Source organism: Microcystis sp. CS-574 (genome assembly GCF_028329095.1).
Lineage (GTDB): Bacteria > Cyanobacteriota > Cyanobacteriia > Cyanobacteriales > Microcystaceae > Microcystis > Microcystis ichthyoblabe_A.
In genome coordinates, this window is record NZ_JAQMSY010000234.1 from 1 (window position 1) to 26,914 (window position 26,914).

General features: G+C 39.9%; 21 protein-coding genes and 1 pseudogene. 10 read left to right on the plus strand and 12 right to left on the minus strand.

All coding sequences use genetic code 11. The annotated features are described in order from the left end of the window. Positions 1–215: 215 nt before the first annotated feature. Together PN470_RS19085 and PN470_RS19090 are read right to left on the minus strand one after the other, a co-directional pair. A pseudogene (locus PN470_RS19085) lies at positions 216–560 on the minus strand (DNA polymerase III subunit beta); the annotation flags it as partial. 20 nt (positions 561–580) lie between these two features. After that, positions 581–3,979 (minus strand): HypX (modular protein), encoded by a 3,399-nt coding sequence (locus tag PN470_RS19090; protein WP_271935847.1) that lies wholly within the window; start codon positions 3,977–3,979, stop codon positions 581–583. Between the two features lie 468 nt (positions 3,980–4,447). Here PN470_RS19090 and PN470_RS19095 point away from each other — a divergent pair, with 468 nt between their 5' ends. Both PN470_RS19095 and PN470_RS19100 read left to right on the plus strand, forming a co-directional pair. Then, the gene (locus tag PN470_RS19095) at positions 4,448–5,158 is read left to right on the plus strand and encodes a hypothetical protein (RefSeq protein WP_002739859.1); all 711 of its coding nucleotides are present in this window, start codon (positions 4,448–4,450) and stop codon (positions 5,156–5,158) included. Positions 5,159–5,474: 316 nt separating this feature from the next. Continuing rightward, positions 5,475–6,431, plus strand: coding sequence for a M4 family metallopeptidase (locus PN470_RS19100; RefSeq protein ID WP_271935846.1), 957 nt, complete (start codon positions 5,475–5,477; stop codon positions 6,429–6,431). Positions 6,432–6,434: 3 nt separating this feature from the next. Here the strand turns inward: PN470_RS19100 and PN470_RS19105 are convergent, their stop codons facing one another. Together PN470_RS19105 and dnaN are read right to left on the minus strand one after the other, a co-directional pair. Beyond that, positions 6,435–7,172, minus strand: coding sequence for a hypothetical protein (locus PN470_RS19105; RefSeq protein ID WP_271935845.1), 738 nt, complete (start codon positions 7,170–7,172; stop codon positions 6,435–6,437). A gap of 262 nt (positions 7,173–7,434) precedes the next feature. Continuing rightward, complete coding sequence (gene dnaN, locus PN470_RS19110) at positions 7,435–8,583, minus strand: DNA polymerase III subunit beta (protein WP_002739977.1); 1,149 nt, start codon at positions 8,581–8,583, stop codon at positions 7,435–7,437. A gap of 543 nt (positions 8,584–9,126) precedes the next feature. Between dnaN and hemL the strand changes: the two genes are divergently transcribed. Next, entirely contained in the window at positions 9,127–10,428 is a 1,302-nt protein-coding gene (hemL, locus tag PN470_RS19115; protein ID WP_130756481.1) for a glutamate-1-semialdehyde 2,1-aminomutase, read from the plus strand. A gap of 176 nt (positions 10,429–10,604) precedes the next feature. Here the strand turns inward: hemL and PN470_RS19120 are convergent, their stop codons facing one another. The 4 genes from PN470_RS19120 to hpsP all read right to left on the minus strand — a co-directional run bounded on the left by PN470_RS19120 (position 10,605) and on the right by hpsP (position 14,640). After that, a complete protein-coding gene (locus tag PN470_RS19120) occupies positions 10,605–11,939 on the minus strand; it encodes a flotillin family protein (RefSeq protein WP_002776412.1) in 1,335 nt (444 codons plus the stop codon). A 28-nt stretch (positions 11,940–11,967) separates the two neighbouring features. Continuing rightward, complete coding sequence (locus PN470_RS19125) at positions 11,968–12,309, minus strand: hypothetical protein (protein WP_061432977.1); 342 nt, start codon at positions 12,307–12,309, stop codon at positions 11,968–11,970. Between the two features lie 49 nt (positions 12,310–12,358). Next, on the minus strand, positions 12,359–12,925 hold the full coding sequence (locus PN470_RS19130; protein ID WP_024971048.1) for a hypothetical protein: 567 nt from the start codon (positions 12,923–12,925) through the stop codon (positions 12,359–12,361). Between the two features lie 554 nt (positions 12,926–13,479). Beyond that, positions 13,480–14,640: a hormogonium polysaccharide biosynthesis glycosyltransferase HpsP gene (gene hpsP, locus PN470_RS19135; RefSeq protein ID WP_271935841.1), complete on the minus strand. Its 1,161-nt coding sequence runs from the start codon at positions 14,638–14,640 to the stop codon at positions 13,480–13,482. A gap of 79 nt (positions 14,641–14,719) precedes the next feature. Here hpsP and PN470_RS19140 point away from each other — a divergent pair, with 79 nt between their 5' ends. Then, positions 14,720–15,106, plus strand: coding sequence for a hypothetical protein (locus PN470_RS19140; protein ID WP_002739650.1), 387 nt, complete (start codon positions 14,720–14,722; stop codon positions 15,104–15,106). An 81-nt stretch (positions 15,107–15,187) separates the two neighbouring features. Here PN470_RS19140 and PN470_RS19145 read toward each other — a convergent pair whose 3' ends face one another. Continuing rightward, positions 15,188–15,946, minus strand: coding sequence for a GAF domain-containing protein (locus PN470_RS19145; RefSeq protein ID WP_271935848.1), 759 nt, complete (start codon positions 15,944–15,946; stop codon positions 15,188–15,190). A gap of 238 nt (positions 15,947–16,184) precedes the next feature. Between PN470_RS19145 and lnt the strand changes: the two genes are divergently transcribed. Further along, the gene (gene lnt, locus PN470_RS19150; protein WP_271935840.1) at positions 16,185–17,711 is read left to right on the plus strand and encodes an apolipoprotein N-acyltransferase; all 1,527 of its coding nucleotides are present in this window, start codon (positions 16,185–16,187) and stop codon (positions 17,709–17,711) included. A gap of 60 nt (positions 17,712–17,771) precedes the next feature. After that, the gene (locus PN470_RS19155) at positions 17,772–18,014 is read left to right on the plus strand and encodes a hypothetical protein (RefSeq protein ID WP_002740130.1); all 243 of its coding nucleotides are present in this window, start codon (positions 17,772–17,774) and stop codon (positions 18,012–18,014) included. Between the two features lie 94 nt (positions 18,015–18,108). Here PN470_RS19155 and recQ read toward each other — a convergent pair whose 3' ends face one another. From recQ to PN470_RS19170, 3 genes are all read right to left on the minus strand, one after another. Continuing rightward, positions 18,109–20,214: a DNA helicase RecQ gene (recQ, locus tag PN470_RS19160; protein WP_271935839.1), complete on the minus strand. Its 2,106-nt coding sequence runs from the start codon at positions 20,212–20,214 to the stop codon at positions 18,109–18,111. Positions 20,215–20,322: 108 nt separating this feature from the next. After that, positions 20,323–20,934, minus strand: coding sequence for a DUF3318 domain-containing protein (locus tag PN470_RS19165; protein ID WP_002748267.1), 612 nt, complete (start codon positions 20,932–20,934; stop codon positions 20,323–20,325). 411 nt (positions 20,935–21,345) lie between these two features. Continuing rightward, positions 21,346–22,116, minus strand: a complete 771-nt coding sequence (locus PN470_RS19170) for a segregation/condensation protein A (protein ID WP_272104944.1) — start codon at positions 22,114–22,116, stop codon at positions 21,346–21,348. Between the two features lie 51 nt (positions 22,117–22,167). On the opposite strand from PN470_RS19170, the gene pdxH reads away from it, so the two are divergent. The 4 genes from pdxH (at position 22,168) to PN470_RS19190 (ending at position 26,681) form a co-directional block, all read left to right on the plus strand. Beyond that, complete coding sequence (pdxH, locus tag PN470_RS19175) at positions 22,168–22,812, plus strand: pyridoxamine 5'-phosphate oxidase (RefSeq protein ID WP_272104945.1); 645 nt, start codon at positions 22,168–22,170, stop codon at positions 22,810–22,812. 231 nt (positions 22,813–23,043) lie between these two features. Continuing rightward, complete coding sequence (locus PN470_RS19180; protein WP_272104946.1) at positions 23,044–23,301, plus strand: trypco2 family protein; 258 nt, start codon at positions 23,044–23,046, stop codon at positions 23,299–23,301. Between the two features lie 69 nt (positions 23,302–23,370). Next, positions 23,371–24,072, plus strand: coding sequence for a COP23 domain-containing protein (locus PN470_RS19185; RefSeq protein WP_271935836.1), 702 nt, complete (start codon positions 23,371–23,373; stop codon positions 24,070–24,072). Positions 24,073–24,131: 59 nt separating this feature from the next. Beyond that, the gene (locus PN470_RS19190; RefSeq protein WP_272104947.1) at positions 24,132–26,681 is read left to right on the plus strand and encodes a CHAT domain-containing protein; all 2,550 of its coding nucleotides are present in this window, start codon (positions 24,132–24,134) and stop codon (positions 26,679–26,681) included. Positions 26,682–26,914 lie beyond the last annotated feature (233 nt).

Below are 26,914 nucleotides of genomic sequence, written 5' to 3' on the forward strand. Positions count from 1 at the left end.
AATTTTGCTAATAAACATAGCAAAATTATAGATGATTTCCTGACCTAAGATCACATTTTATTCTTTTTTCCACTTCAATCTAAGAATTGAGAAAAAAGCAAAACCTTATATTATACCATAAAAAAATTATGCAAGAGGTCTAATTATAACCAGCTACTTACAATCAAAAATGGGATAGGTTAAAAACACATCCCACGGTCTCGATTAAGTCAGAATTACTGACGAATTTGTACCGGCATCACCAAATAGGTCATCTTTAAACCTCCCAAGGGGGTAAAAATAACCGGTTGGGTACTAGCATTTAACTGCATTTGGATATCATTATTAGGTAAAGCCTTCAAACCGTCCATCAAATATTTAACATTAAAGGCAATATCGCCACTTTCTCCCTGAATTTCCGCCGCCATGGACTCTTTGGCGCTACCTAAATCAGGAGATTCCACCGCTAGGGATAAACGACTATTCTCGCCATCGAGACTAAACTTGACTAAATTATTCTTTTGGTCCGATAAAACCGCCACTAATTCCAAACAACGGATTAATTGTTTGCGGTCTAAAATTTAGGAATTAGCAGATAGAGTTACACTTTGTCGCCGCGAAGTATTTTGAATATATCAGTGACAATTCTGTTTCTAATTTCCTCTAAAGAACCTGATTTGACAGAATTTTTCTGACTTTCCAGGTAACTTTTAACCCCTTTAAATTGTTGTTCTAGATGACCACTATAGCGATTTTGTCCCAAAGAATAATCAGGATTATTCGATCTTATAATAGTTTGAGCATCGTGTAAATCATTCAAAAGATAGGCGACCTCTGGCCAATAGCTACTATATTTTTCGTAGTTATACAAAAGGAGAATTACTCGACAGGTTGCTGCAAAAATTTTCCCTTTAGCGGTAAACTGAGTTAACCGGTGAGGATATAAGCCTCTAATTTGAAAATCTTCGGGCATTTTTTGATCTTTATTTTGCTTTTGCTCGGTAAATATTCGCTGAAGATAGGTTTTTTCTCCTCTTTTTTCATCCACTGTTCCCTCAGATGCAATTGCCGCTCCTAAAGTAAACCTTTTCATCGCCATACGAATACTTTCTTCTAATCCTTCTTCCTGATTATCTTTACAAAGTTCCACCAGTCCCAACCCAAATAAAAGAAGACTAGCGTGAATACCAAATAAATAAACTTTATTATCTGAATTTGAGTCAAGGTAAGTTAATGCTGACATGGGTAGCTGTATAATTTTTTCTTGAATACCAAATATTTCTTCAATACTAAATGAAGAAGCTTTATTGTCTGGATTGTCTGGCATAGTTGGCTGTGTAATTTCTTCTTGAGATTGACTAGATTCATTAAATGTTTTTTGAATTTTTTGATAAAACTCGTCTAAGTTTCTGCTGCCCTTTCCGATTTCAATAGTTTTTTGATAAAACTCGTCTAAGTGGCTGCTACCCTTTCCGATTTCAATAATTGGGGGAATGGTTTGCACATAAATATCATTGTATTGCTCATAAAATATAATAGTCGAATCCGGTTTTAATCCACTAAACTCTGTTTTCTGTTTACCACTATAATTTTTTATCTGTTGATAAGATTTTCTGCCTCGCTCTCCATAACAATCAAGAGCATTTTTAATTAAACGTTCGGCCCATCCTAGACAATTTTGGCGGCTAAATTTTCCCTTTAATAGCTTGGTGTCTCCGACATAGGCGGTGATTAAATAAGACCAAATTTGATACACTGTCCAGTAAGCATAGTAATTAGCATCACCGTCTCTAGCCGCATAAATACGAGCTTTTTCTAAGAGACGAAGAGGTTCAATTAATAAATGAGTTTTGGGATTGGGTAATTGAGCAATGTAAGGGAAAAAGATATAAATTTTAGCGCGGTGAGAATAGATACGAGATAAATAATAGAAAAAAGGATGAGCATTAGTTTGAGAGTATTCACCAATGATTGCGTATTCTTTCAAATATTTCTGCAAATATTCTTCAGCAGTGTTCAAATATTCTTCAGCTTTACGAATTGCAGAACCCCTTTCTTGATGGTCACGTTCCTCATCTTCAAGGTCTGTATAAAAATGATAATCAAATAGACAGAGATAGTAGAGACTAACTAATAGTTTATCGTCTAGTCGTCCCTTTTCGATATGGGGTTTAATAACCTCAAGATATTTTTGGGCAATACGATAGAGACCCTCTTGAAGATATACTTGAATAATTGCCAAATGTGCTTCATAGGCCACCATACTCCAAGCTTGATTATTATTAACTTCCTTGAAATTTCTCTCATCCCAATTGCGATATTTATCCTTAAACAGCTTTTTTTCTAAATAATCTTGCATAGCCCTGAGAGAGAAAGGGTAGAATTTTATCCATTTTTCTGCTTTTTCTAGTATATATTTTTCCTCAATTCTCTGACAAAGTTGTTGTAGATATTGCTGAGAATCAATTGCCGTTTTTTCAATGGCTCTCAGTCGAGCGTGAAGGGCAGACTTAGCGGCAGATTCTAGAAGATCGAATCCATAAAATTCTCCTGTTGCTAATTCTTGATCGGCGACAATTTGATTATAATTAATTTCACCTTCTAGAGATTTTTTCACATCTTCCTGTTTGCATAACTTAACCAGAGAATAAGACCAAACAGCACTATTTCTTGTATTGCCAATCACTGTATCTTCACTGACTATTTTTTGGGTGACAGGCAGATATCCTTGCTTTTTCAAAATATCTATCCCCTCAAACAAAAATCGATTAATTGCGGTGGTGATATGAGCAATAGGACTGCCCACACCTACCACTTCTTCACAAAATTCTAATCGACTGTTTGATTCTTCTTGCTTGAAAAATTGGCTGATTTCTTTTTCTTCTAAGGTTGGTTTTGGTTTCCAGTTCTCTGGGGGATAGACATAAAAATACACTCGCACCCTATAAGCTATCTGTTTTTCTAATCCTTGAGCATAATACTCATTTTCGTCTTCAGGATCATCGAGAAAATCGGTATTGATTAAACCTGTTTTGCCTCGGTATAATTTTAGAGGCAGAGGTTTGACCTTCTCAATTTCTAAATAGTCGATATAAACGGGAAATTTATCTCCTAATAAATTATTTTTGATAATTGAATTGCTCAGGCTTTCCAAAAAGAGATTGGATATGGAATCGCTAGTTAAATTATTCTGAACAAAATCTGGACATTGCCCGACAACAGTTTTAATTTGTCTGAGTCCAGCTTGAAATTCTGTCCGGCTCACTTCTCTTAAAATCTTATCAACCAAATCCTTGATAATTTCCCGCTCCGAGTCTGTTGATAAATGCTGATAATATTTTTTTAATCGGGGTTGAATATACTCTATAATCTGATTAACTAGCTTTAAAGATTCATCTAGATTTTGATTATCATTTGGGTCAAGAGATTTTAGGTAACTGTGTTGTTGTTTTTGGGAACTGTATAGATTAATGGCCTGTTTATAAAAGCTAACAACGTCTAGGGAATCCGGCTGTATTTCATCGGTAATGATCTCTTTTAACTGCTCAAGTAAACCAGCTTCGGGATGAACAAGTAATTTCAATTTATCTCTTTCATCCAGAGATAACTGTGCATATTTTTTGAGAACTCGTTGTTTTTCTTGTTGGGTAAACTTATTGATCATTTTCTGGGCTAAACTATCCTTATTTTTGGCTGACTCTCCTTGCCAATAAGCCTCCAGTGAGCTAAGAATAGTAACTAATTTCCCCAAGCTTAAACTGGGTACCCGCTCCTCGCGTTCCTTTTCTTGGTAAAGCTCTCCCATCACCGAACGCAGCACTCGCCGGACAAAAATGCGATTTTGTCCCCATTGTTTGGCTATTTTGTACTCATTCGGTTTGGGACTATCCTCACTAATGTCCAAATCGGTCAAATTGTTGAGGAGATGCAAATACACCGCAGCATCTCTTTGTCGGTCTTCATCGCTTTGTCTTTGATTTTCTGTGTCCAGATCGCTCATAGGTTTAGATGTTACTCTGATGATTTAGCCCTAGATGCCCGTTTTGATCAATTCAATAGTTATGTTCATATAATACAGGCTAATCTGGGGGATGTGCATAAAAAATCTGCATTAATTTTTGTAAACCTTGTGAAAATTATCAGTAATTGGTTTGTTAGCCTTTGTAGTGCAACCCTGTAGATGATTGTAGGAAAGAGGTTGCTGATGACCGAAGAGACCGATGGGGTATCGATCACTGAACTGGTGAGGGCTGTTTTTATATGTGCGTTTTGTACCACAATACATGAAAATTTTTTAACGTTGTCACTGTACATACACATGACGCTGTTACTGTACATACACATAACGCTGTCAGTGTATGTACACATTGCGAAACAAAAATCTATCTGTACAGACTTGACATAGTTCGATCAATTTTTTTAATGTAAATGTACATACAAAGTTATTTTATCTCGTTTTTGTAACACAATGCCAAAACAGTTAGAAAAGAAAAAAACAACTGAATTAGAACATGGAGCAATTGAGTTTTCCCGCTCGGATTCGCCCGGTGGCGCAGGGCAGAAGCTTCGCCGCTTCACTGACTCTCAGCCCAAAAGCCTTCAGCCCAAACCCGAGCCGAGGAACACTCGGCAAGTCCGATTGTCCACGGGTTTGCTGGTTGAATTAGAACTTGTAGATAAGTATCAATCGAAATTTACTCAAGCATTCAAATTCAAATATCGCCTCCGATACCAAGGTATCCCTTTATACGGCTCCTCGATCATTGTTGATTTAGACGAAGACAATAAATTTTTGTTTGCAAACTCGTCTGAAGTTGCTCAAGATGAAGCTGTAAAAAAAGGATTTCCTGACAAAAATCCGAAAGTTACTGAAAAAGATCTAAAAGATTCGATAAGCGAATATTGTCTTAATCTTAAGAAGGGTGAGCCTATTTCCCCAGAAGCCCTAAAGCATTGTGATGTTAATCCCCAGCTTTACTATTATTTCAAACACTTTTCTAATGGCTCCAGTCACAAGCTAGGTGAATGGAGACTTGTTTATGTTACGAATATTAAAGTTATGGCTCCAACCAGTGGCGGAAAATCTGTTGGAACATCACTGGAATTAACTGATTATATGATAGATGCCCACACAGGTGAGATAATCCTCGAACTCTCAAATTTGAGAACCTTCTGCTAAAAGGGTTCTGTCCATAACCTACTGCCAAACTGTCTATCGTTTGGAGATATTTACCCAAATATCCCTAACTATTGGGCTGGTTTTGGTAAACTTTTTTTGCATTATTCAAATATAACTCACTTTTTAACAGGAAATAAGTAGGTAGGTGTTAAAAACTTTCAGACACCACCCTTATCAAGGGGGGATCGACTTTTTGTGGCTTTGCTTTGCCTAAATTCTGGCAATTTTGCCATCTTGACACATTGGGCGACTTTCTAACAAGATTAATTACTTAACCACTGACTGGAACTTATGAATTTATCGGGGGCAAAAACTTATGTTCTGCACAGAATGCCATGGCGCACCATATAATGGCAACTTCGGGCTTCCACAAACTTATAATTTGAGATATGAGAATTATTCCTCTAATATCACTCTTGCTGACCACCTATTAGTCGATGATCCTTGTCACGATTTTTGCCAACAAGCTCGCAATAATGTTAAAACCGTTGCCCAGTTTATCAACGGTAACTTCAGCAGACCACTAGATCAATATAAAGCTATCATTAATGTTGCCACAATAAATGGTTACTATCAGCCTGCCGCATGGTACACAAAACGAGCCTTATTTGCACAAAGAGAAATTAATGGTATAAACCGTTCCTATGGAACCGATATCACAGCAGTAGCTCATGAATTTTGTCATGGTTTAATTCAGCAAATTAAGGAAGAAATTAATAGTGAGTATAGTCAGTCTCCAGAAAAAATACGACGGAAAGATGATGAGTTTTTAGAAAAAAATGCACTTGAAGAATCTTTTTGTGATATATTTGCGGTTTTAGTGCGTAACTATTATAGGGATAATCGTTCTTATTGGAATAATCCTCATAATTGGCTGTGGGATGTGGGAGAAAACTTTCAAGAAGGAACCGGATCCCTGAGACGATTAGATACATTACTTTCTTTAAGGTTTAAAGATGCAGAGTCTTTCTATCAACAAATACAAATAAATGATTGGAATACGGCCGAGAATTATCATGAACTTTCCTTGATTCATAGTCATGCTTTTTATCGATTGATGACAATTCATAACACTGTCATCAATGGACAGCCTCTTTTTAATGGCGAATTTGCTCTTAATCTATTCGGCGCTGTTCTAGAAGATATTTCCGAGCTCGATAGTTTCTCTGAGAGTCGTAGAGTATTTGAAAAAAGAGCCGAAGTATCACTTAACGCTTCTCCTCACCAATTAGATGCTATTGATCAAGCATTTATTGATGTGGGAATTAAGTAAATATTAGCTAACTAAATTGACTATTAAGCAATCGCTTGGCACTTTTTTAATGTCAGTTTTAAAAAGCCATTTAACTAAGGGATTACCATTTTGTTCCAAGCGGGCAGTTAAATTTAACTTAGTCCTCACCAATTGCATATTATTAGGGACTTTGACAATCATGTGCATAAATTTACTTCCTTGAACTCCTTTTCCCTGTGCTTTTCGATATTCCCAATCAGCCTTATATTCCCCAACTCCTGTGGCTATAATTGTTGGTTGTAATTCGGTGTATTCTAGGGCAAAATCTGTTCCTCCTAAACTTGCCTGAGCTTCCTTAAACTTGATATTGGGGGACAGACTAACTTTACAGTTACGCTTGATTTCCTGATTGATTTCTAACGGATATAGATCAAAAGCAATAGCCCGGTTTTGTTGATTATCGGGCAGTAAATCAACAGAAAATTTAGCTTGAGTAATTTGAAATTTATCTTCTCCACTATTACGAAGAGAACAGGCAAAACGGACTAAAAAAAACTGTGCCTCATTCTGTTTTACCTCTAACCAAGAGGGAATTACACCAGAATAAAGTTCAGCTAATGGCCAAACTTCTGGTTGTCCGATGCTAACAGTTGGTGCATAGCTGGGCCGTGAGGGAGGTGAGATAAATCTAAAATTTTCTTCCGCAATTTGTTCGTTGTCCAATTCTAGTGGCCCTTGCCAAAGAATATGCTGAATTGTTTCAGGAGTAGATAATAACATATCAATTCAATCCGTTAACTTGTTCAATGATCAACAGTATATCGCCAAAATAGAGAGAAGAAACCCAATCCTTTGGCGAGAAAATAGGATTGAGTTAATAAGTAGTTAGGCGTTAAAAACTATCAGACACCCCCCTTATCAAGGGGGGATTAAGGAGGGATCGAACCCAAAATCTATCTTCAATTTAATTATAACCAGCTACTTACAATCCAGTGCTTGGGATAGGTTAAAAACAGATCCCACAATTCCGATTAAGTCAGAATTACTGACGAATTTGTACCGGCATCACCAAATAGGTCATCTTTAAACCTCCCAAGGGGGTAAAAATAACCGGTTGGGTACTAGCATTTAACTGCATTTGGATATCATTATTGGGTAAAGCCTTCAAACCGTCCATCAAATATTTAACATTAAAGGCAATATCGCCACTTTCTCCCTGAATTTCCGCCGCCATGGACTCTTTAGCACTACCTAAATCAGGAGATTCCACCGCTAGGGATAAACGGTCATTTTCGCTATCGAGACTAAACTTGACTAAATTATTCTTTTGGTCCGATAAAACCGCCACTAATTCCAAACAACGGATTAACTGTTTGCGGTCTAAAACCAAAGAACGCTCGAAGGATTTAGGAATTAACTGATTATAAGTGGGATAGGCCCCTTCTAACTTACGACTGGTTAACCTCTGTTCCCCCATTTCAAAGATGACTTGAGAATCATCCACGTGCAGAGTAATAGTCTCGATATTTTGTTTTGTTGCCATCATTCTTTCCAATTCTCGCAGGGCCCGGGCCGGAATGGTGACATTAAAGCCACCAGAGGCACTTTCCACCTCCTCTAGGGGAGTTTGTACCACCGCTAAACGATGACCGTCTGTAGCGGCAAATTCTAGACAATCGACGGTTTTAGTTAAATGCACCCCCGTCAACACCTGTTTAGTTTCATCGCCACTAGCGGCAAACAATGCACCTTTTAGTCCCTCTGTCAAGGCAACTATAGGTAAATTAACAATTTCTCCATCGGCCACCGTGGGCAATTCTGGGAACTCATCGGCCTTCATGCCGCGAATTTGGAACTGTGCCGAGGCAGTTTTCAGGAAAGCGAGACTATGCTCCTCATCATTCTCGTTTTCTTCCACAGAGATAGTGATTTCCCCCTCTCCCAAACGAGAGACAATATCGTTAAGCAATTTTGCCGGCAGGGTAATTTTGCCCCCTTCCACCACCTCGGCCCGAAAACTGGTGCGAATCCCTAAACTCAAATCAAAAGCAGTCAGGCTAATTTCGCCCTTTTCCTCATCGGCACAAAAAAGAACATTGCCCAACACCGGATGGGTAGGACGACTGGCAACGGCCCGACTAACTAGGGATAAATTGCTGTTGAGTTCGCTTTGACTACTGGTAAATTTCATAGCAGGAATAGTTTTTTTGTACGCTAAGAAATAATAGCAAGAATTCCCCTGTGGAAAATCTGTGGAAAACCGGAGCTTTTTTTGATCGCTCTTTCCGGTCTAAAATCTATCAATAGCAATAACTTCGCCCATTGCTAGGTTTTTCTGGCAATTCTGAAAAGATTGTGGAAAAATTGTCAAAAGTGAAATTTTCGCCCCTTCTCAGCCAATTACATAAGTAGGTAGGCGTTAAAAGTTGTCAGATGCCCCCCTTATTAAGGGGGGATTAAGGGGGGATCGGCACCCCCCTTATCAAGGGGGGCAGGGGGGATCAAACCTAAAATCCATTTTTAATTTAATTATAACCAGCTACTTAAGTTGTTAAGGATCAAGCTACAAGTTAACAATAGCGAGACTTGAGCCGACCAGCGCCTTTCTTAGGGAAAAAATTGCGTAAAATGTAGGCTGGTGATCTTTAAAATGGAACAAGCAGCAGGAAATTAACAAAACAAAACTCCGGGCATTCCCCGGAATCGATAGACTCAAATAGACAAGGAGACAGGATTGGTTAGCACATCTTCGTATCAAACAACAAAATCGAAAGAAATCTTTACAGCCGCTCAAAAATTAATGCCGGGGGGTGTAAGTTCCCCCGTGCGGGCCTTTAAATCCGTCGGTGGTCAACCCATCGTTTTTGAAAGCGTCAAAGGGGCCTATATTCGCGACGTGGACGGTAACGAATACATCGACTATGTGGGAACTTGGGGGCCGGCTATCTGTGGTCATGCCCATCCCGAAGTGATTGCCGCCCTACACCAGGCCTTAGACAAAGGGACCAGTTTTGGCGCTCCCTGTGTCCAGGAAAATATTCTCGCTGAAATGGTGATTGATGCCGTTCCCAGCATTGAAATGGTGCGTTTTGTCAATTCCGGCACCGAAGCCTGTATGTCGGTCCTGCGCTTAATGCGGGCTTTTACCGGCCGGGATAAAATCATCAAATTCGAGGGCTGTTACCACGGTCATGCCGATATGTTCCTGGTTAAAGCCGGCTCTGGTGTAGCCACCCTGGGTTTACCCGACTCGCCGGGGGTTCCCAAAACCACCACTAACAACACTTTAACCGCCCCCTACAATGACCTGGAAGCGGTAAAAGCCCTCTTTGTCGAAAATCCCGACTCTATCGCCGGGGTAATTTTAGAACCAGTGGTGGGTAATGCCGGCTTTATCGTGCCGGATGCTGGCTTTTTAGAAGGATTGCGGGAATTAACTAAGGAATACGGAGCCTTGTTAATGTTTGATGAGGTAATGACCGGATTTCGCATCGCCTACGGTGGCGCTCAGGAAAAATTCGGCATTACCCCCGATTTAACCACCCTGGGCAAAGTTATCGGCGGTGGGCTGCCAGTGGGGGCCTACGGCGGTCGGGCCGATATTATGGCGATGGTGGCTCCGGCCGGCCCGATGTACCAAGCGGGAACCTTATCCGGCAACCCTTTGGCCATGACAGCAGGAATTAAAACCCTCGAGTTACTCCAGCGCCCCGGCACCTACCAATATCTCAATAAAGTGACCAAATCCTTAACTGAAGGGCTGCTGAAAGTGGCCAGAGAGGCTGGTCACAGCGTTTCTGGAGGTTATATTAGTGCCATGTTCGGAATGTTTTTCACTGGCTCCCCCGTGCATAACTATGAAGATGCCAAAAAGGCCGATGTGGCTAAATTTGGTCGTTTTCACCGGGGAATGTTGGAAAGAGGCGTTTATCTAGCTCCTTCCCAGTTTGAAGCTGGTTTTACTTCCTTAGCTCACACAGAGGCCGATATCGAACGGACTTTGGCCGCCGCTAAAGAGGTTTTAGCAAGTTTATAGTTAATGCCGCTTCGACTGGGAAAATCGATTGATAGAGTCCCAAGTATTGATGAGTTGACATTTCCCCGCTTGCAAAAGACGGGGATTCTTATCGGTGAGATCGAGGGCGGTTTTAACCCTACTCGATCTCGGTTACAATATATTTTAGAAGGCCTGTCTAGTAGGTTTTCTGACTGCTATTTTTCGATTTTATTGGTGAGAGTTCCCACCACATCAATACCGAGGGTTTGATGGACACTGGCGAGGAATTGATTGACGATTTCGGGATAGACTTTGATCAGGGCAGCCAGGGATTTACCATCGCCATTATCAACGATATTAACTCGCTCGAGGTGTAATCGTTTAGGAATTTTAATCGCCTCCTCCAGGATAGTTTCTAACTGTTGAATCAAGAAAATTGCTTCTGCTTCGCTGCCGGTGTTTTGCCAGACTTCTGCAAATAATTCGTTAACCAAGGCTTCAGCTTTGGCATTTTCTTCAAAAATTGCCGCTTCTCCTCTAGCGCGGAAAGTTTCAGCTTCCTGCTGCGCTTCTGCGGGTAAAACTTGATCTGCTTGGAGACGTAATCTTTCCAATTCTGCCCTAACCTGTTGCAATTTTTCCTCAACTATAGCACGTTTTTCCTTAGCGGCAGCAATAGTTATTTCTTCTTCCGATTTTGCCTGTTGTTCCAGTTTTGCTTTTAACTTTCTCAACTCGTTTTCTTGCTCTAAAATGATAATTTGATCGCGGGTTTTAGCCACGGTTGCCTGTTCCTCACATTCCGCAACTATTTGTTCAGCTTCATTGAGGGCATTTGATTCAGCAATTTCAGCATCACGCATGACTAAAGCGATTCTTTCCCGTCCGAGGGAGTTAAGATAATCCACGTCATCGGCAACATTTTGAATTTTGAGAGTATCAATTTCTAAACCGAGTTTAAACAGATCTTGACTGACGTTACTGGTAATACTTTCGGCAAATTTTAGGCGATCTTCGTTCACTTGTTCGGGGGTCATTGTTGCGACTACACCCCGCAAGTTTCCTTCTAAAGTTTCTTTAGCTACGCGAATAATTTCTTCTCGATCTCGATCTAAAAAACGTTCGATCGCATTGCCGACTATTTCAGGTTTAGAACTAACTTTCACGTTAGCAATGGCCACTATATTCAGGGGAATATTGCCCTTAGAATAGGCATTTTTAATCTCAATTCTGATCGGGGTTGTGGTGACATCCATGCGTTTAACGGTTTCTAAAATTGGAATACGAATCGCCCGACCCCCCGATACCACTCGATACCCCACATCCTGTCTATCTTTTGATTTGCGTTTCATCCCACTCAGAATTACCACTTCATTGGGTTTACAAATACACAAAAAAGAATTGATAAACCAAATCGCACCGACTCCCAGAAATATCAATAAAGCAATGGGAACACTATTCAATAATAAATTGCCAGCACTGTTATTGTTATTGTTGTCGTATTGGTTGGGATTAATTTGGATGAGATAGGAATTATTTTGACTATTCATAGTTAGTTACCCTTTGGTTTAGAAGAAATTACAAATCGCCCCTGATATACTTTTCCGCAATGACTAAAACTTTATTATCCTGGAAATTGAGGATAAATGCTTGATCCCCGACATTAAATTGTTCTTCCCCTTCCGTTATCGCTACTATATCGATCAGACTATCTCCGACATTAACTCGTACTTTCCCCTTGCTATTTTTGTCGAAGGGGATTTGAACAACTCCAATTAAACCGATGAGAGAGTGATGATCGACAATACTATTTACCTGTTGGTTGCAGCGTCTTAACTTGACTAAAATTAGGAGTAGAATAGCCAAACCAATACCTACCCCTAAAGAAATTAAAACGATTGTGAGCAGTTGAGCATTCATAAGTTTAGTTATTTACCGTTATAGTTGCCCCCAATCTAATTACCGTTAACTAATTCGAGACTTCGGCCATTTCAATCACGCGATCAGCATTATCTTTGACCAAAAAATTTAAAGGTTTATTGCGACGAACTTTATACTTTAAGCGTCGTGATTCCACCCGCAGCAGAATTTGTTCTAAACAATCGTGATCAAAACAAACGTGACGATGACGATCCTTATAACCTGCGGTTGCTCCACCAACGATGTGCAGTTGGGTATTTTTCTTCAACTGATACCATAAACCCTGGGGTTGATCTCCCAAAGAAGGGTTGGCAGTAGTCACAGCCGGATTACTAGACATATAAAATGGGTCAATCATATTATTGCCCATCGTCTGCTCATAATTGTAATAGTAATGGAGGGGGACATCGGCCGTGGGTAAATTTAAAAGTCCTTCATAAAATTGTCGGGCTGTCTCCAAATCTGTCACCATGATTGTATGAACTTTTGGGGCGCTGGTTAGAAACATCCACATGGCTAAGGCATAAGCGGCCAGAAGCATAACCATAATCCCCTGGGTGGACAGGAGAGTATCAAGGGGTAGAAAAGCGCCGAAGAAAAGATGATTTATCAACACTGATGTGATCCTATTGTCTAAGAATTTCTATCATTCCCTAATTATAATCATGACGCTGAAACTTAAGTTAAGTAGCTGGTTATAATTAAATTGAAGATAGATTTTGGGTTCGATCCCCCCTTAATCCCCCCTTGATAAGGGGGGTGCCGATCCCCCCTTAATCCCCCCTTGATAAGGGGGGTGTCTGATAGTTTTTAACACCTAACTACTTAGCTACTTAACGGGGTGGGGAGTGACTAAGTTTTGTACATTTGTATTAAAATGTTCCCTACCCAGTTTGAATGCGGTACAATTTGCCTCAAATTTTCCCTATGGGATGAATAAATGATGAGATGATGACATTGGCTACGGAAATATGAGGAATTAGCGGAGATGAAAGCGTATATTGGAAATAGAGCCGTCCCTAGAAAGTGAGCTACTGTTATGAATTCTTTTGCGCTTCCCGTCTTTCTGCAATCAGGTTTAACCCTACTGGCATTTTTAGTGCTGATTATCCTGATGGCTTAAATCTTAATCCGTCTGTGACTTCGATCGAGTAGGGGCCGATCGATAGCTCAGACTAGATTTTGATAGACAGTTAGCATCTGTTCAGCGATCGCTGACCAACTATATTGATTTAAGACTAAATCCCTGGCATTTTTCCCCCATTGTTGGCGAATTTCAGGATTAGTGATAGCCGTTGCCAAAGTATTAGTTAAATCCTCAAGCTGACAAGCTGTCACCCATCCCGCAGCCGCTGCTGCCACCGCAGGGTGCAGATCCACCCGGTCTGAGATCACCACAGGAATTCCGGCGGCCATAGCTTCGGCAACCGCGATGCCAAAATTTTCATAGTAGGAAGGTAAAACAAATAAATCGGCCCTAGCGAGGAGGCTATTTTTGACTTCTCTGGTGACAAATCCGGTAATTGTCGTATTTTTGCCCAATATTGACCGCTCGATCTGATTTTTAATCTGATTTTCGTACTCCCGGTCCTGGGGATTGCTTCCTGCTAAGACAAAATGAAAATCTAGACCATTTTCTAACAACCTTTCTAAACTGGGCAGCAATAAATCTAGACCTTTTTTCGGATCAAGACGGGACATATAGAGGATGATCGGTTTATTTTCGGGAAGATCAAAACCCTTTACTGGTAAAGCTTGTGGGTTAAAAAAATCTACCCCTAGGGGGATGACAATATCCTTAGTTTTTATATTAAATCTTTTGGAAGTTTGACACTCCTGCTGACTGGTAAAATGAATTGCCGCCGCCGCCGCTAAATTGGGTTTTTCCAGAAAATTGGCATATATTTGTTTAAGTTGCCGTTTTTTTTGCAAATCTGCCGGATCGAGGGTGCCTAGGGGACGGAGAATATAGGGCAGTTGATGATAACGAGCGATCGAAGCTGATATACTGCTCACCGGGGAGAATAAAGCATGAATGTGAGCGATATCGTAATCTTTTGCCCTATTAGCCAACCAAGTAAACAGATCAAGGGAAAATTTATAGCGCCGAAAGGGAGAACAGGGAAAATAATAGATTTGATAGCCATTTTGACTAACAGGGACCCCTAAAGGCACATCTAGGGGTGCTTGTCCCGTGTCACCATTGGAATCGGTGGTAATAATAGTCACATCTTGGCCCAGTTGGGCCAGGGCTGCTGACAAACCAAGTACCATTTGACTAGGGCCACCGTAAACAAGGGAAATCGAAGGAACAATCTGAAGAATTTTCATCTCTTTGGTGCAAAGGTCAAGACTTGTTAAAATCGATCAAGCCGTTCGCTCAAATTTACCACTTCTGTGGCTCTCATTTATGGTAATCGACTTTCTGCCCTTCACTATCAATATTTCTCCGGCCTTTATTGCTGGTAGCTGTCTCTGGTCTTTAGCATTATATTTGGGGTTAGCTGGGGTGCGAAATTGGTTTATAGAAATTTTCTATCGCTGGTTTAATTTTGCCGAGCGTTTCCTCTATACTTCCCTAGAGGAGTTTGAAAAAACTCGCGTCGCCAGGGAATCCCAAAATGCTTTTTATGCCTCTATCTTTAGTATTATTCCCTTTCTCATTCTCGGCGGTTTCTCCGATTGGTTAATTGAGATTAGTTTAGGAAAAAGTTGGCCGATTAGTGTCGGTATTCTCGCTTGTGTTGCCTCTGGTGTCTATGAATTAGGACGGCAGGACGGCAGCGGTAATCAGTAAATTAAGCTGTTAACCATCTCAATTATTACTTAGGACTGCACGGGAGTGGCAAGTGAGTCGATTTTAACTCTTGACTAGCGCTCAATCTTTTCCTTCCAGACGATTTTTATGTTTATTAAGAGTCTTTTGTAGTAAATTCAAAACCTCATTGGCAATCTCAATAACTTCATGGGTTCCAAAACCGGCCTGAGTTAATTCTTTAAAAAAAGCCTTAGCGACAATTTTGGCTAATTTCGGGGGATAAGGATGGACAGCGATCGAATGTTCGGACTGAATTTCTGCTATTTCTCTAGTCACTGCCATGGCCACAAAACGAGATTTTAACATCCCTTGCAAATGAAAAATTTGCAGGGATTGGGCTGCCTGTTGAGCGAATAACTGCAAGATTTCTAAATCTAATGGTTCAAAATGTTTTTTGTCTAGGGGAAAACTGAGATTAATTACTCCAATTATCTGCTGATTGAGGATAATCGGTGCGGCTATAAAACTATTATTATTTGATCTTTTTGGATAACTGGCTGCACTGGCAAATGATGATCGAGTTATATCCTTAATTAGTAAAGGTTTCCCTGTGGCCGCTACATTGTCGGCAATAGCTTGATCAAGTTTAATTATTTCTTGATCAGCTAAAGGTGATAGCTCATCATAATGGGCAAAAACTTCTAGATAATCGGTAATTTCCCCTTTTAATTCCTGTGGAGAGCTTAACAGGATTAAACAGCGCCGCGCTCGCAATTTATGAGCGCTCATACTAGCTATTTTCCGAAAAATATCTTCAAGATTTTCCTCAACATTCAAGACAAGAGCCAGAGCCGTTAATTTGGGGTTAAAATTATCCATGTATTCAATCATTTATTCAGTCCGAGTTTAGGCTTTTAGGGTAAGGGTGACATTCCCCATCTCCCTGTTTATCTGAGTCTATAGCGTGCCATAGCATCTGATCGAGGGGCTTTTTTACTCGCTAACTGATCTATTGTAGATGTAGCCAAAACTTCTGTCTGTCTCTTGTTTTTTGTCTTCCCTCTAGCTACTCTGAGATCTAGTAGGTCAGAGGAGTTTAACCTGACTGGAGTGAAAGATGGTGCGTTTTCTCTGGGCAATTTTGGCCGGTGTGGGGATGGGGTTAACAGTAGCGCCAGTTTCTTGGTGGTTACTCGCTTGGATTTCTCTCGTCCCCCTGTGGATTATTGTGAGATTAGCGGAAAAATCCCTAAAAAAACAGCTTTTATACGGTTTTGGTTGGGGTTTTGCCTACCATGGCCTCGCTTTATTCTGGATCACGGGAATTCACCCGATGACGTGGATGGGTGTCCCCTGGTTAGCGAGTTTGTTAATTGCTCTGTTTTGTTGGTTGTTTATCACTTTTTGGGGAACGGCGATCGTGCTAACTTGGACGTTAGTCATGTTTTATGTCAACAAAAGTGTTAATCAGTCATCTTTTCGCGATGCTCTCCTACGGGTTTTCATCGGCACTGCCCTCTGGTGTGGGTTAGAATCTCTCTGGAGTCAATCCCCTCTCTGGTGGACTACCCTTGCTTATAGTCAAAGTCCCCATAATTTATTGATTCTGCAATTGGGCAAATTATCGGGTTTTACGACGGTAACGGCGGCAATTGTCGCAGTTAACGGTTTAATAGCCGAAAGCTTGCTCCTAATCCGTCAATCGCGGCAAAATCTCGCTTTTCTCTCTTTACCCCTCCTCATTTGTTTTAGCCTCCATCTCTGGGGATGGAACACATACCATAAACCGATCAAAAAGTCAAGGGATTTAGGGATAAAAATTGGGGTAATTCAGGGCAATATTCCCAACACAATTAAACTTTCGCCCCTAGGATTTCAAAAGGCGATCGAAGGTTACACCTCTGGTTATCAAATTCTCGCCGATCAAGGAGTAGATGCCGTCTTAACTCCTGAAACCGCTTTACCCTATTATTGGGAGAACTTAGTCAATAATAGCTCGATTTATTCGGCAATTTTAGCCAAAAAAACGCCGATCTGGTTGGGTGCATTCGGCAAGGTGGACAAGGGTTATAACAATAGTCTCTTGACCATTGATGGCGAGGGACAGGTGATTAGTCGGTATGATAAAGTAATTCTCGTGCCTTTAGGCGAATACGTTCCTTTTCACGAAATTTTGGGCGGAATTGTTGATCGCCTTTCTCCCTTGCAAGCGCACTTAATCCCGGGAGATCCCGATCAAATTATTAACAGTCCTTTCGGTAAAATAATTGTGGGCATTTGTTACGAATCAGCTTTTTCCGAACATTTTCGCCGTCAAACTGCTAGGGGAGGCGAATTTATTATTACTGCTTCTAATAACGCCCATTATAGCCACGCCATGCCCGCTCAACACCATGCTCAGGATACCATGCGAGCGATCGAAACCGATCGATGGATGGCCCGGGCCACCAATACAGGTTATTCTGCTTTTGTCGATCCCCACGGTAATCACCTTTGGCTATCGGATTTGGATAAATATCAAATTCATAGCGAAACAATTTATCGACGGGATACGAGGACTTTATATGTGCGCTGGGGAGATTGGTTAACTAAAGTTTTAATTATTACTGCCGGACTAGCTTGGCTCTGGAGAGCTTGGGATTAAGGTGAAAGTGCTATACTTTTTCGTGAATAAACTGTATAAATAACCTAAGTTTTTGCTGCAATGAAAGAGCAATTTGTCAAGTGGTTGAATAGAATCTTAATATTTGATGTGTTTTTAGTGATAGCGGGTTTTCTCTGGTTTGCCGTGGCTGTTATTGGTGAATCCACGGGAATTCCTCTAGGATTTAAACTTTTTCAGCGTCTTTGGCTGCCCTTATTCAATCCTGCTATTAGTATTTTAATTGCGGGGGCGATTTTAAGCTGGGCAATTAATAAAATACAAGAACGCTTGTCCCCTAAATAGGGTTTGCTTAATTCAGTTATCAGTTATCAGTTATCAGTTATCAGTTCACTGTTTACTGAAAAAACTCCCCTACTTCCCCGCTCTCCTATAGTTTTTAAAGTCGTCTTTGCCAAGCAACAACTAATTTAATTTCCTCATAACTATAATTATCTCCCAGATTTTCTTTGAGAGTTTTCAGGGATTGATCGCCAACTTTTTTAATCGCTAAACGAATATATTCCTGTTTATTCTTAGGAACTAACTGATTAATATCAATTTCGTAACCAGCTTCCAGCAATTTAGCTAAATGTTCATAGATGGTTGAGACTTTTAAGCTTCTTTTGCGAGCGATTTCTTCCGCATTCAAACCATCTTGATAGTATTGGAGAGTGAGGAATTGAGTAGAGGGAAGACTATCCTGACAAAAATCATTAATTGCCGCTATAAATATATCCCCATACTGTTGAACTTTGCTTTGTACTACTCCAGAAATTTGACGAAACTGCTCTAAACTCCGGGGTTTTGATTGGGCCATCAAACGCAGACTAGAATCATGGAAAATAACGTAGGGAGGAACCCCTTGACTATCAGCAATTTTTTTCCGCAGTTGTCGCAAGCGATCGAATAATAAATCACTTTCCATCGTATTGGGATTGTCGTCTCCCAAGATTGGACCGTTAGCTTTTTGGGGGACGGCAATAAACACGGAACGCTGTTTCCGCATCACTTCCCAACTATGTTGATTAAGTTTCAAGATTCTAAAATTGTCTTCTGTTTCTACCAGTAGATTTTGCTGGACAAGGGAACGACTTAAACGTTTCCACTCCCCGAGAGTTTTATCCTTACCGATGCCATAAGTGGATAATAAATGATGTTGATATTGGGTGATTCTTTCACCTTTTCCTCCCCTAAGTACGTTGATTATGTGCATCATACCGAATTTTTGTCCCGTCCGCGCCACACAGGATAAAAATTTTTGTGCTTCGATTGTCCAATCCTCAGAATTGTTCCCATTCCGACAGTTATCACAGTTACCACAGTTACCCGCAAAACTTTCTCCAAAGTAGCCTAGTACACTTGATCTTCTACATTCAGTCCCTTCAGCATAATCTAACACCTGTCGCAATTGTTGACGAGCTTTCTGTTGTTCATTTTGCTCAGTTTTTTGGTTAATAAAATACTCAATTTTTCTGGCATCGGCAAAGCTAAAAAAGAGGGTACATTTAGCCGGTTCGCCGTCCCTACCCGCACGGCCCGATTCTTGATAATATCCCTCTAAATTGCGGGGTAAATCATAATGAACGACAAAGCGCACATCCGGTTTATTAATCCCCATACCAAAGGCAATTGTCGCCACCATAATCTGCACATCATCCCGAATAAAACGGGTTTGATTTTCGCTTCTTTCCTGATCGTTCATACCAGCATGATAGGGTAGGGCATTAATACCATCTTTTTGTAACTGTTCGGCAACTTGATCGACGGTTTTCCGGCTGATACAATAAACAATGCCAGACCCTTTTTGTCCTTTAATATATTGATACAATTGCTGATAAGATTTACTGGTTTTAGCTCGAACTTCATAATAAAGATTAGGACGATTAAAACTAGCAATATGAATGGAAGCATCTCGCAATCCTAATTGTTGAATAATATCTTCCCTAACCTGTTGGGTAGCGGTGGCAGTTAAAGCCAGAATTGGCACGGAGGGAAAGCGTTGACGGACTTGTTTAATTTGTCGATATTCAGGGCGAAAATCATGACCCCAATCGGAGACACAGTGAGCTTCATCCACCGCTAAACAGGCTAAACCGAGGTAATTATCAATAACAGCTAAAAAGTCTAAAAAACTAGGCGATAATAATCTTTCTGGGGCGACATATAACAGTTTAATTTTTCCTTGCAGGATTAAAGATTCTCTGTCTCTGACTTGTTTCGCGTTCAAAGTGCTATTGAGAAATGTTGCCCCGATGCCATTATCAGCTAAAGCAGTTACCTGATCCTGCATTAAAGCAATTAGGGGAGAAACCACCACCGTCACCCCTTTTTTAATTAAAGCAGGTAGCTGAAAACAGAGAGATTTACCGCCTCCGGTGGGCATAATTACTAATAAATCCTGATCATTTAAAGCAGCCTCAATTATTTGGCGTTGATTCGGTCGAAATTGATCGTAGCCAAAGTGATATTTTAAGACTTTTTCTAAAGAGTCAATTGCAGCCATTGAGCAAGGGGAAAAATATTTTTATAGTAGTTATTTTAGGGTTAGGGATTTAAGTAGTCAGTGATCGGTAATCGGTAAAAAGAAAGCCAGTAGCCAAAACAACTAACCTTAAGATTGTCTCACCTGATCGGGAACACCCACAAAGGAGAGATTAGCTAATTTTTTCAGATTTTGACAGCGCAATAACTCATTAAAATTGAGACTCGATCGCCCCTCAATTTCAGCTATAGTCTCAATAGCCGATAATAAACTTTTAGCGGCCTCGGTTTCCGTGTAACCGCGTCTAACGGCCACTTTTAGGGCTGCCTCATCCGCGTCTAATTCCCGTTGGGGGCTGCGTTTTTCCCGCCAAATCCGGTTAATTGCCAAGGCAGTTAAACCCCCCGCCACTGCCATCCCGACGGCATCGGTTTGTAGGGTTTCCACGGTTAAACCGATCATACCAGCCAGAGCAATTACTCGATCGAGATCGGGTTTAAACCATTTTACTGCCGTTAAAACACAGACAGCCCTTAACAAGACTAAATCCCGTTGGGATCTTGATAATTGCCGCCAGAGGTCAAAATTAATTGGAATCGGTCTGACCCCTCTTTGCCAGGGTAGGGGAAAATTAGTTTCGATTACCTTGCTGCTTTCGGGTTTGCTGACAATGCGCGTCATCATCCGTCCCGAAGCAGGCATGAGGTCTAGTAAATGACTAATCTCGTTGTCTTGGTTCATCGATCGCCGGTCAATAGTCTTCGATCATTGAGTATAATCGCTTTCTGAGTTAATATCTCTTTTCCGACAATTTTCTCAACGAAACCGCGTGAGTCCCTACCGTTCGGCTTTGAGGGATTCGATGCCCCGAAAATCGCCAATAAATTCCTGCATCTTCCTCAAAATCCTCATGTTTTGATTATTATTGAGGGGATGAAACCAGTCCTGACCGGATCTTGCCAACTCCAGGTAAAACCCGAACCGGTGGCCGCTATCGAGGCGACACTGAAGGCGTTTGCGGAAGCTTGGGAGTAGGTTAACGGGACGGTGAAGCCGAACCTGATGAACGAACTGGCGATACAGTCGCTACTTTCTACGTTCTGAAAATTAGTTAATTGACCAGATGAAAATAATCGGTAAAACCCCATACCTTCAGCAAACCCTAATTAAAGAAATAGTTAAATCCTGATAAAAATCCTCCTGTTTTAACTCCACTTTTGATTGAGAAGCCAGTAAAAGTAAAGCCCAAAAAATCGCCACCTTTTCCTGTGTTGCCGAGTGACTAGAAGGCTTTTCCGCTTGCCATAAATCTAATAAATACTCAAACTCTATCTCATTTTTCTCTAATTGAAAAAACTTTCTCTGCAAAAAAAAGTCCAGTTCCGCTGCCAATTCCGTCAGGTTTTCTTGGTGGGCTAATTCCGTGATAATTTGTACCGCTTCCCGTCGGGATTGAGGCCGGGGTTTCGGGACAACTACAGGCAGTTTCGGTAAAGCTTCAATCTCTAGGGCAATCTGTTGTAATTGAGTGATTAACTCCTGCAAAGTTACCCGTCTTTTTCGCGGTGGTGGGGCAGCAGTACGACGGCGAATATGATTTTCTAGATAACGGGGTAAAGTTCTTAATTCCCGTTCTAAATCGCTAATTTTCTCATCTATCAGACTTTCTTCTTGCTGTTCCAAAGACAATCTTTCTAGGGTATCAGCCTTAAATAAAACTAACATAGAAGCCCATAAAAAAGCCTGTCCCGATTGGGGTAAATTAGCCTGGGCCATGGCTAAATCTAGATCATTTAATAACCCCAATTCCGCCAAAAAGCGATCGATCACATCAATAACCTGCACATCCCAGGGGTCAATTTCTCCCTGTTCCGCCATTTCTAAAAGAGAGGCGATCGCATCACTGGCCGAGGTGATAGTCATGATTGTAGAATCTTGTAGGATCTCAAAGGATAGAATTTAGCAAGCAAAACCATGGACATATCGATCGCTGACCTGCGCTTGGACTACAATCTCGAAGAATTGCTAGAGTCAGAAACATCTGCCGATCCTTTCATTGTATTTAAACAATGGCTAGAACGGGCGGTATCTTCGGGAAGATTGGAACCCAACGCTATGACTTTAGCCACTATTTCCCCGGAGGGTAAACCCCGGGCCCGCATGGTACTGTTAAAAGACTTCGATCCTCGCGGTTTTGTTCTCTTTACCAACTACCAAAGCGCCAAAGGACAGGAATTAATCGCCAATCCCAATGCGGCCCTAGTGTTTTGGTGGGGAGAATTGCAACGGCAAATTAGGATCGAGGGAACTGTAGAAAAAATCAGCGAGGAGGAATCGGATAATTACTTTTTTGTCCGTCCCTGGGAATCTCGTTTAGGGGCCTGGGCCTCCAATCAAAGTGAAGTGATTTCGGGGCGAGATATACTCGAAAAACGCCTAGCAGAACTAAAAGAAGAATATGCGGGTCGTGAAGTTCCCCGTCCTCCTCATTGGGGCGGATTTCGCCTAATTCCTAGTTTAATCGAGTTCTGGCAAGGTCGCCCCAGTCGTCTCCACGATCGTCTCTGTTATTATCGTCAAGAAGATGGTACTTGGCAAAGGCAACGTTTAGCTCCTTAGTTTGATCTTGACACCTTGTATTAGCAAAATAGCTCGATGCTAATTCAATTTGTCATTTTAGTCTTGAGATAATATTAGGTCGATGTCTTTTCCCAACCCGCGCTTTCCTTAGCGATCGGGTTGGGCTATTATATCAATTGGATAAAGGCAATCTCTCTGCCCTAAAGTCTCAGAAAAACGATAGAATTGAAAGGGTTTTTGTTTGCATCCTTCAAAAATAACTAGAGAATTATGGACATCAATAAAGTTGGACTTCGAGAAACCTTAGAAGCATTGCGGGTTGAACTGAGTAAATCTATTTTAGCCTCTGAGGGTGAGCAGATTCGCTTTGAAGTGGGTAACATTGAATTAGAGGTTCAATTTGTGGTTGAGCAGTCGAAAGAAGGCAAAGGTGGGCTGAAATTTTGGGTAGTAGAAATGGGTGGGGGTGTCACCAATAAAGATACGATAACCCATAGAATTAAAATTCCTTTAAATTTTTGCCAATAGTGGATAAGAGATATACAATAAAAGAGGTGATCACCCCAAAAGAATCTTTTCTAAAGAGGTAATCAATTAATGAGCGATAACAAAAATAATGTTGGTGCTGGTGTTGCGGGTATTCTGACTGCGGTTGCAGCAGTTATCGTTGCGGTAACTGAACTAATACCTGTACTTAAGCCATTGTTTGATCCTTCTCCCAAACCAGAAACTGCGACAACAAACGTTTCTCCTAGTCAAGTTCACTCGGAGTCTCCAGCGTCAAAAGTTACGTTTTCCTGTGGAGAAAGTGAATACAATGGGAAAAGTTTTCCTGCAACAATTGCAACGGGTGATAAATCGATTCCAATTATTCTTTGGAAGCTAGATAATAATCATTTTGGTGATAATTGGCCACCGCTAAAAAGGTGTAAGGAAGTTTCTCGGCGATTCCAAAGAATTTATGATCGTGATGGCTTAAAACGTTTAGTTGCTACATTAGAAACCTGGGTTCCCAATAAGGAAGTACCTGTAATCTGTGCTGTTAAATCAGAAAATTCAGTTTGCCATGAGGAGGATTTATTAATTACTTTAGAATCGAAAGATAACCCTGATGATGTTCTAAAAGAGCTATTAAATCGCCACAAATTACCTAGTCAAGAGCCTCCTGTTTTAAGGGGAGAAACACCGCCTAAGACTTTTGCGGAAGGAAAACGAGTTTTTTATGATATTTCTTCAATTATTCCTTCACCAAAATCTAAAAAGAATACCGAAAAAAGTTTGGAAAAACCTGCTTGGTAAAAATAATTCTGAATTTTATTACTCATTCAAATATATTTGAAAATTTTCTGTGGCAAATTATGAAACTCCATAAATTGACAAGCCTTGTCTTTGTTTCTATTTGTATCGCTATATCATTGCCATTTCGATGTTCTTTGACGTTGGCACAGACGACAAAGGAAATGCAAGCGATTGTGAAGAAGCCATTACCTATTTTTGAGGCAGGAAGCAGTGCAGTTCAAACAATAGATACGAATAATCCTGAAACTATTAAGCTTATTGAAGAAGGAATTAAACGCGCAGAGTATAAATTATCTGTGTATAAAAAATATTCCAAGGATAGTTATCCAGACCCTCAGCATTATCAAGGCAAACGAATGATAAGTGATTTAATTCAAGAAGCCAACGAACGATTATGTGATTATAATATTAGGCTTGCCGATTTGATAACAAGAGATAAAGAAATTGTAAAACATTGTGGCGATTACTTTAAAGTATTTAACAAAGAATTTGCCGCACAATACAAAAATAATCCATTAGTAGAAGACCCAAATAATATTATAATGGGCTATCCAGAAAAAGAGATAATAATGACGAAATCTTTATATAAACTTAAAGAAAAAAAGTCAGGAATTCAAAAAAATAGAGAATTAATTCAAGGATTAAAAAATGGGCTTAAGACTCAATTAAACTCAATAAAAGAAACTGGCTACGAATCTGGAGGGATTCATACTTTAACTATTGGGGAATTAGTTGCAGTAATTAATGATCTCAATTTGATGTTGGCTAGTCATACTAATTCTGTTGATGATTATAAGTCCGCTTTAAATGACTTTAACTTTATGAAGGATAAATATGCGAAATATCTCATGAGAACATTTAGATATGATTCAGATTCATCATTAGCCAAAGAAGGGGCAATGTTAGCTGGAATCGGTCGTCTTCATGAAGCTGAACGCAAATTTGATCAATCATTTGAAAATCTTCCTTTTGAGTCTTTATCTCGTCTTAAGGATTATGAAAATGTTTTAATCAAGCAAAATAAATATGAAAAAGCACTAGAAATATCTGATTTGGGACGTTCTCTCAATCTGCTCCGTAATTGGGCTGATTCCGCTCTTTCAGAAGAACAAAGACAAGAACAGTTAAAAAAGTTAAAAAATGAACCCAGAATGACTATTGATGACTTTAAAAAGATAGCAAAAGTCAAAAATACAACCATTGTCGAATACTCATTACATGAAGATGATAAACTTTTAATTTGGGTAGTTACTCCTGATAGCAATGTTTATTTTCGCCAAGTAAATTTATCTAACAAGACAGCAAAAATAGCATTTAACCAAGATAACCTATCGTCAGTTTTATCTATTGAGCGGAATTTTCTCAATTTATTCATTTTTAATTTTATAGTTACAATATTGGTTTTGCTGATTTTTGCCAAATCTCAAAATAAAAAATTAGCTATTCTTTTTTTTGGAGTAATTTTAGTTTTAAATACTGTTGGGTGTCAGAACCAAAAACAATCACAATTTGCTCAATCTCAAATTGATAACATTCCCTCTCTAAAGGATTTAATTCAAGTTAATTATGGACTAATTAATCAAGAAAATGGAAGAACAGATATACCCCAAATTATTACTTCTTTGTTAAATAAATATTGTCAAAGATCTATTGAATGTTTACAAAAATTAAATCAAGTATTAATTGAGCCAATAGCAGATATATTACCAACAAATCCTGATGATCATGTGGTATTTATTCCAGATAGTCAATTATTGAAAGTTCCCTTTGCTGCGTTAAGAGATACTCAAGGGAAATACTTGATCGAAAAACATACTATCTATTACGCGCCTTCAATCAAAATTTTAAAAATGCTTCATAATGAGGCTTATTCAAAAGTATCAAATAGTCAGCAGGATGCTCTTATCGTAGGCAATCCTATCATGCCGACCATTAAATTACCTGCTATTGATGAAAGTCGTCAAGAATATAGTGAAATTCGTAATATTAAACCTCAAAAACTTGGGCAGTTAAAAGGAACAGAAAATGAAGCTAGGGAAATTGCCAAGATTTATCAAACAGAACCGTTAATTGGAAAAGATGCGAAAGGAGAAGTTGTCCTTAAAAAAATGCAGAATGCCGACATTATTCATCTTGCCACTCATGGATTTTATACTTCTATGGGGAATTCGGTATTAGCCTTAACTCCTTCCCGTCCTTCCTGTGTAGGAGATGCCCCTATGGATTGCAACTTCTATAATTTAGAAGATGGGTTTTTGGTTTCCTATTCAATTTTTAATCCTAAAACCACTTTCAACGCAAAATTGGTCGTTTTAAGTGCTTGTGAAACGGGTTTAGCTGGATTGGGTGATTATCGTAGTTCTAGTTTCATTAATGAATTTATGAAAAAAGGAGTGCCTAGTATTGTAGTCTCTTTGTGGAAAATTCCTGACTCACCATCTGACGAGTTAATGATCAATTTTCATAAAAATCTTCAAAATGATCCAGACAAAGCCAAAGCATTACGGCAAGCAATGTTAAACACTATGAAAAAACATGAAAATCCTGGCTTATGGTCTGCTTTCGTTTTATTTGGAGAAGCAGAAAAACCAACTAATGCTTTAGATTAATCAATTTAGTCCCTTTAATCCTTCATTTGGGTGGGAGGTTGCCTTAAGAGAAGTGTATCAAAGTATTAAGGATGTTAGTCGGTGGCGGAAATAATTCCTCTTATGATGTATAATTCTAGACCATAGCGGATAAGGTATTCAACCGCTCTAAAAACCTAGCTATCTAATCGATAGGCGGACCTTGAAAACTAGAGTTATAGGGTTCCATAAAGGATTGCTTTTATGGGTAAAAG

What these genes read in the sequence shown, in the direction of transcription:
- PN470_RS19095 (WP_002739859.1), top strand. Translation starts at nt 4,448, where the DNA reads ATGCCAAAACAGTTAGAAAAGAAAAAAACAACTGAATTAGAACATGGA.
- PN470_RS19180 (WP_272104946.1), top strand. Translation starts at nt 23,044, where the DNA reads ATGGACATCAATAAAGTTGGACTTCGAGAAACCTTAGAAGCATTGCGG.
- pdxH (WP_272104945.1), top strand. Translation starts at nt 22,168, where the DNA reads ATGGACATATCGATCGCTGACCTGCGCTTGGACTACAATCTCGAAGAA.
- PN470_RS19105 (WP_271935845.1), bottom strand. Translation starts at nt 7,172, where the DNA reads ATGTTATTATCTACTCCTGAAACAATTCAGCATATTCTTTGGCAAGGG.
- recQ (WP_271935839.1), bottom strand. Translation starts at nt 20,214, where the DNA reads ATGGCTGCAATTGACTCTTTAGAAAAAGTCTTAAAATATCACTTTGGC.
- PN470_RS19140 (WP_002739650.1), top strand. Translation starts at nt 14,720, where the DNA reads ATGGTAATCGACTTTCTGCCCTTCACTATCAATATTTCTCCGGCCTTT.
- lnt (WP_271935840.1), top strand. Translation starts at nt 16,185, where the DNA reads ATGGTGCGTTTTCTCTGGGCAATTTTGGCCGGTGTGGGGATGGGGTTA.
- PN470_RS19120 (WP_002776412.1), bottom strand. Translation starts at nt 11,939, where the DNA reads ATGAATAGTCAAAATAATTCCTATCTCATCCAAATTAATCCCAACCAA.
- PN470_RS19145 (WP_271935848.1), bottom strand. Translation starts at nt 15,946, where the DNA reads ATGGATAATTTTAACCCCAAATTAACGGCTCTGGCTCTTGTCTTGAAT.
- PN470_RS19125 (WP_061432977.1), bottom strand. Translation starts at nt 12,309, where the DNA reads ATGAATGCTCAACTGCTCACAATCGTTTTAATTTCTTTAGGGGTAGGT.
- PN470_RS19155 (WP_002740130.1), top strand. Translation starts at nt 17,772, where the DNA reads ATGAAAGAGCAATTTGTCAAGTGGTTGAATAGAATCTTAATATTTGAT.
- PN470_RS19100 (WP_271935846.1), top strand. Translation starts at nt 5,475, where the DNA reads ATGTTCTGCACAGAATGCCATGGCGCACCATATAATGGCAACTTCGGG.
- PN470_RS19190 (WP_272104947.1), top strand. Translation starts at nt 24,132, where the DNA reads ATGAAACTCCATAAATTGACAAGCCTTGTCTTTGTTTCTATTTGTATC.
- hpsP (WP_271935841.1), bottom strand. Translation starts at nt 14,640, where the DNA reads ATGAAAATTCTTCAGATTGTTCCTTCGATTTCCCTTGTTTACGGTGGC.
- PN470_RS19185 (WP_271935836.1), top strand. Translation starts at nt 23,371, where the DNA reads ATGAGCGATAACAAAAATAATGTTGGTGCTGGTGTTGCGGGTATTCTG.
- PN470_RS19170 (WP_272104944.1), bottom strand. Translation starts at nt 22,116, where the DNA reads ATGACTATCACCTCGGCCAGTGATGCGATCGCCTCTCTTTTAGAAATG.
- dnaN (WP_002739977.1), bottom strand. Translation starts at nt 8,583, where the DNA reads ATGAAATTTACCAGTAGTCAAAGCGAACTCAACAGCAATTTATCCCTA.
- PN470_RS19165 (WP_002748267.1), bottom strand. Translation starts at nt 20,934, where the DNA reads ATGAACCAAGACAACGAGATTAGTCATTTACTAGACCTCATGCCTGCT.
- PN470_RS19090 (WP_271935847.1), bottom strand. Translation starts at nt 3,979, where the DNA reads ATGAGCGATCTGGACACAGAAAATCAAAGACAAAGCGATGAAGACCGA.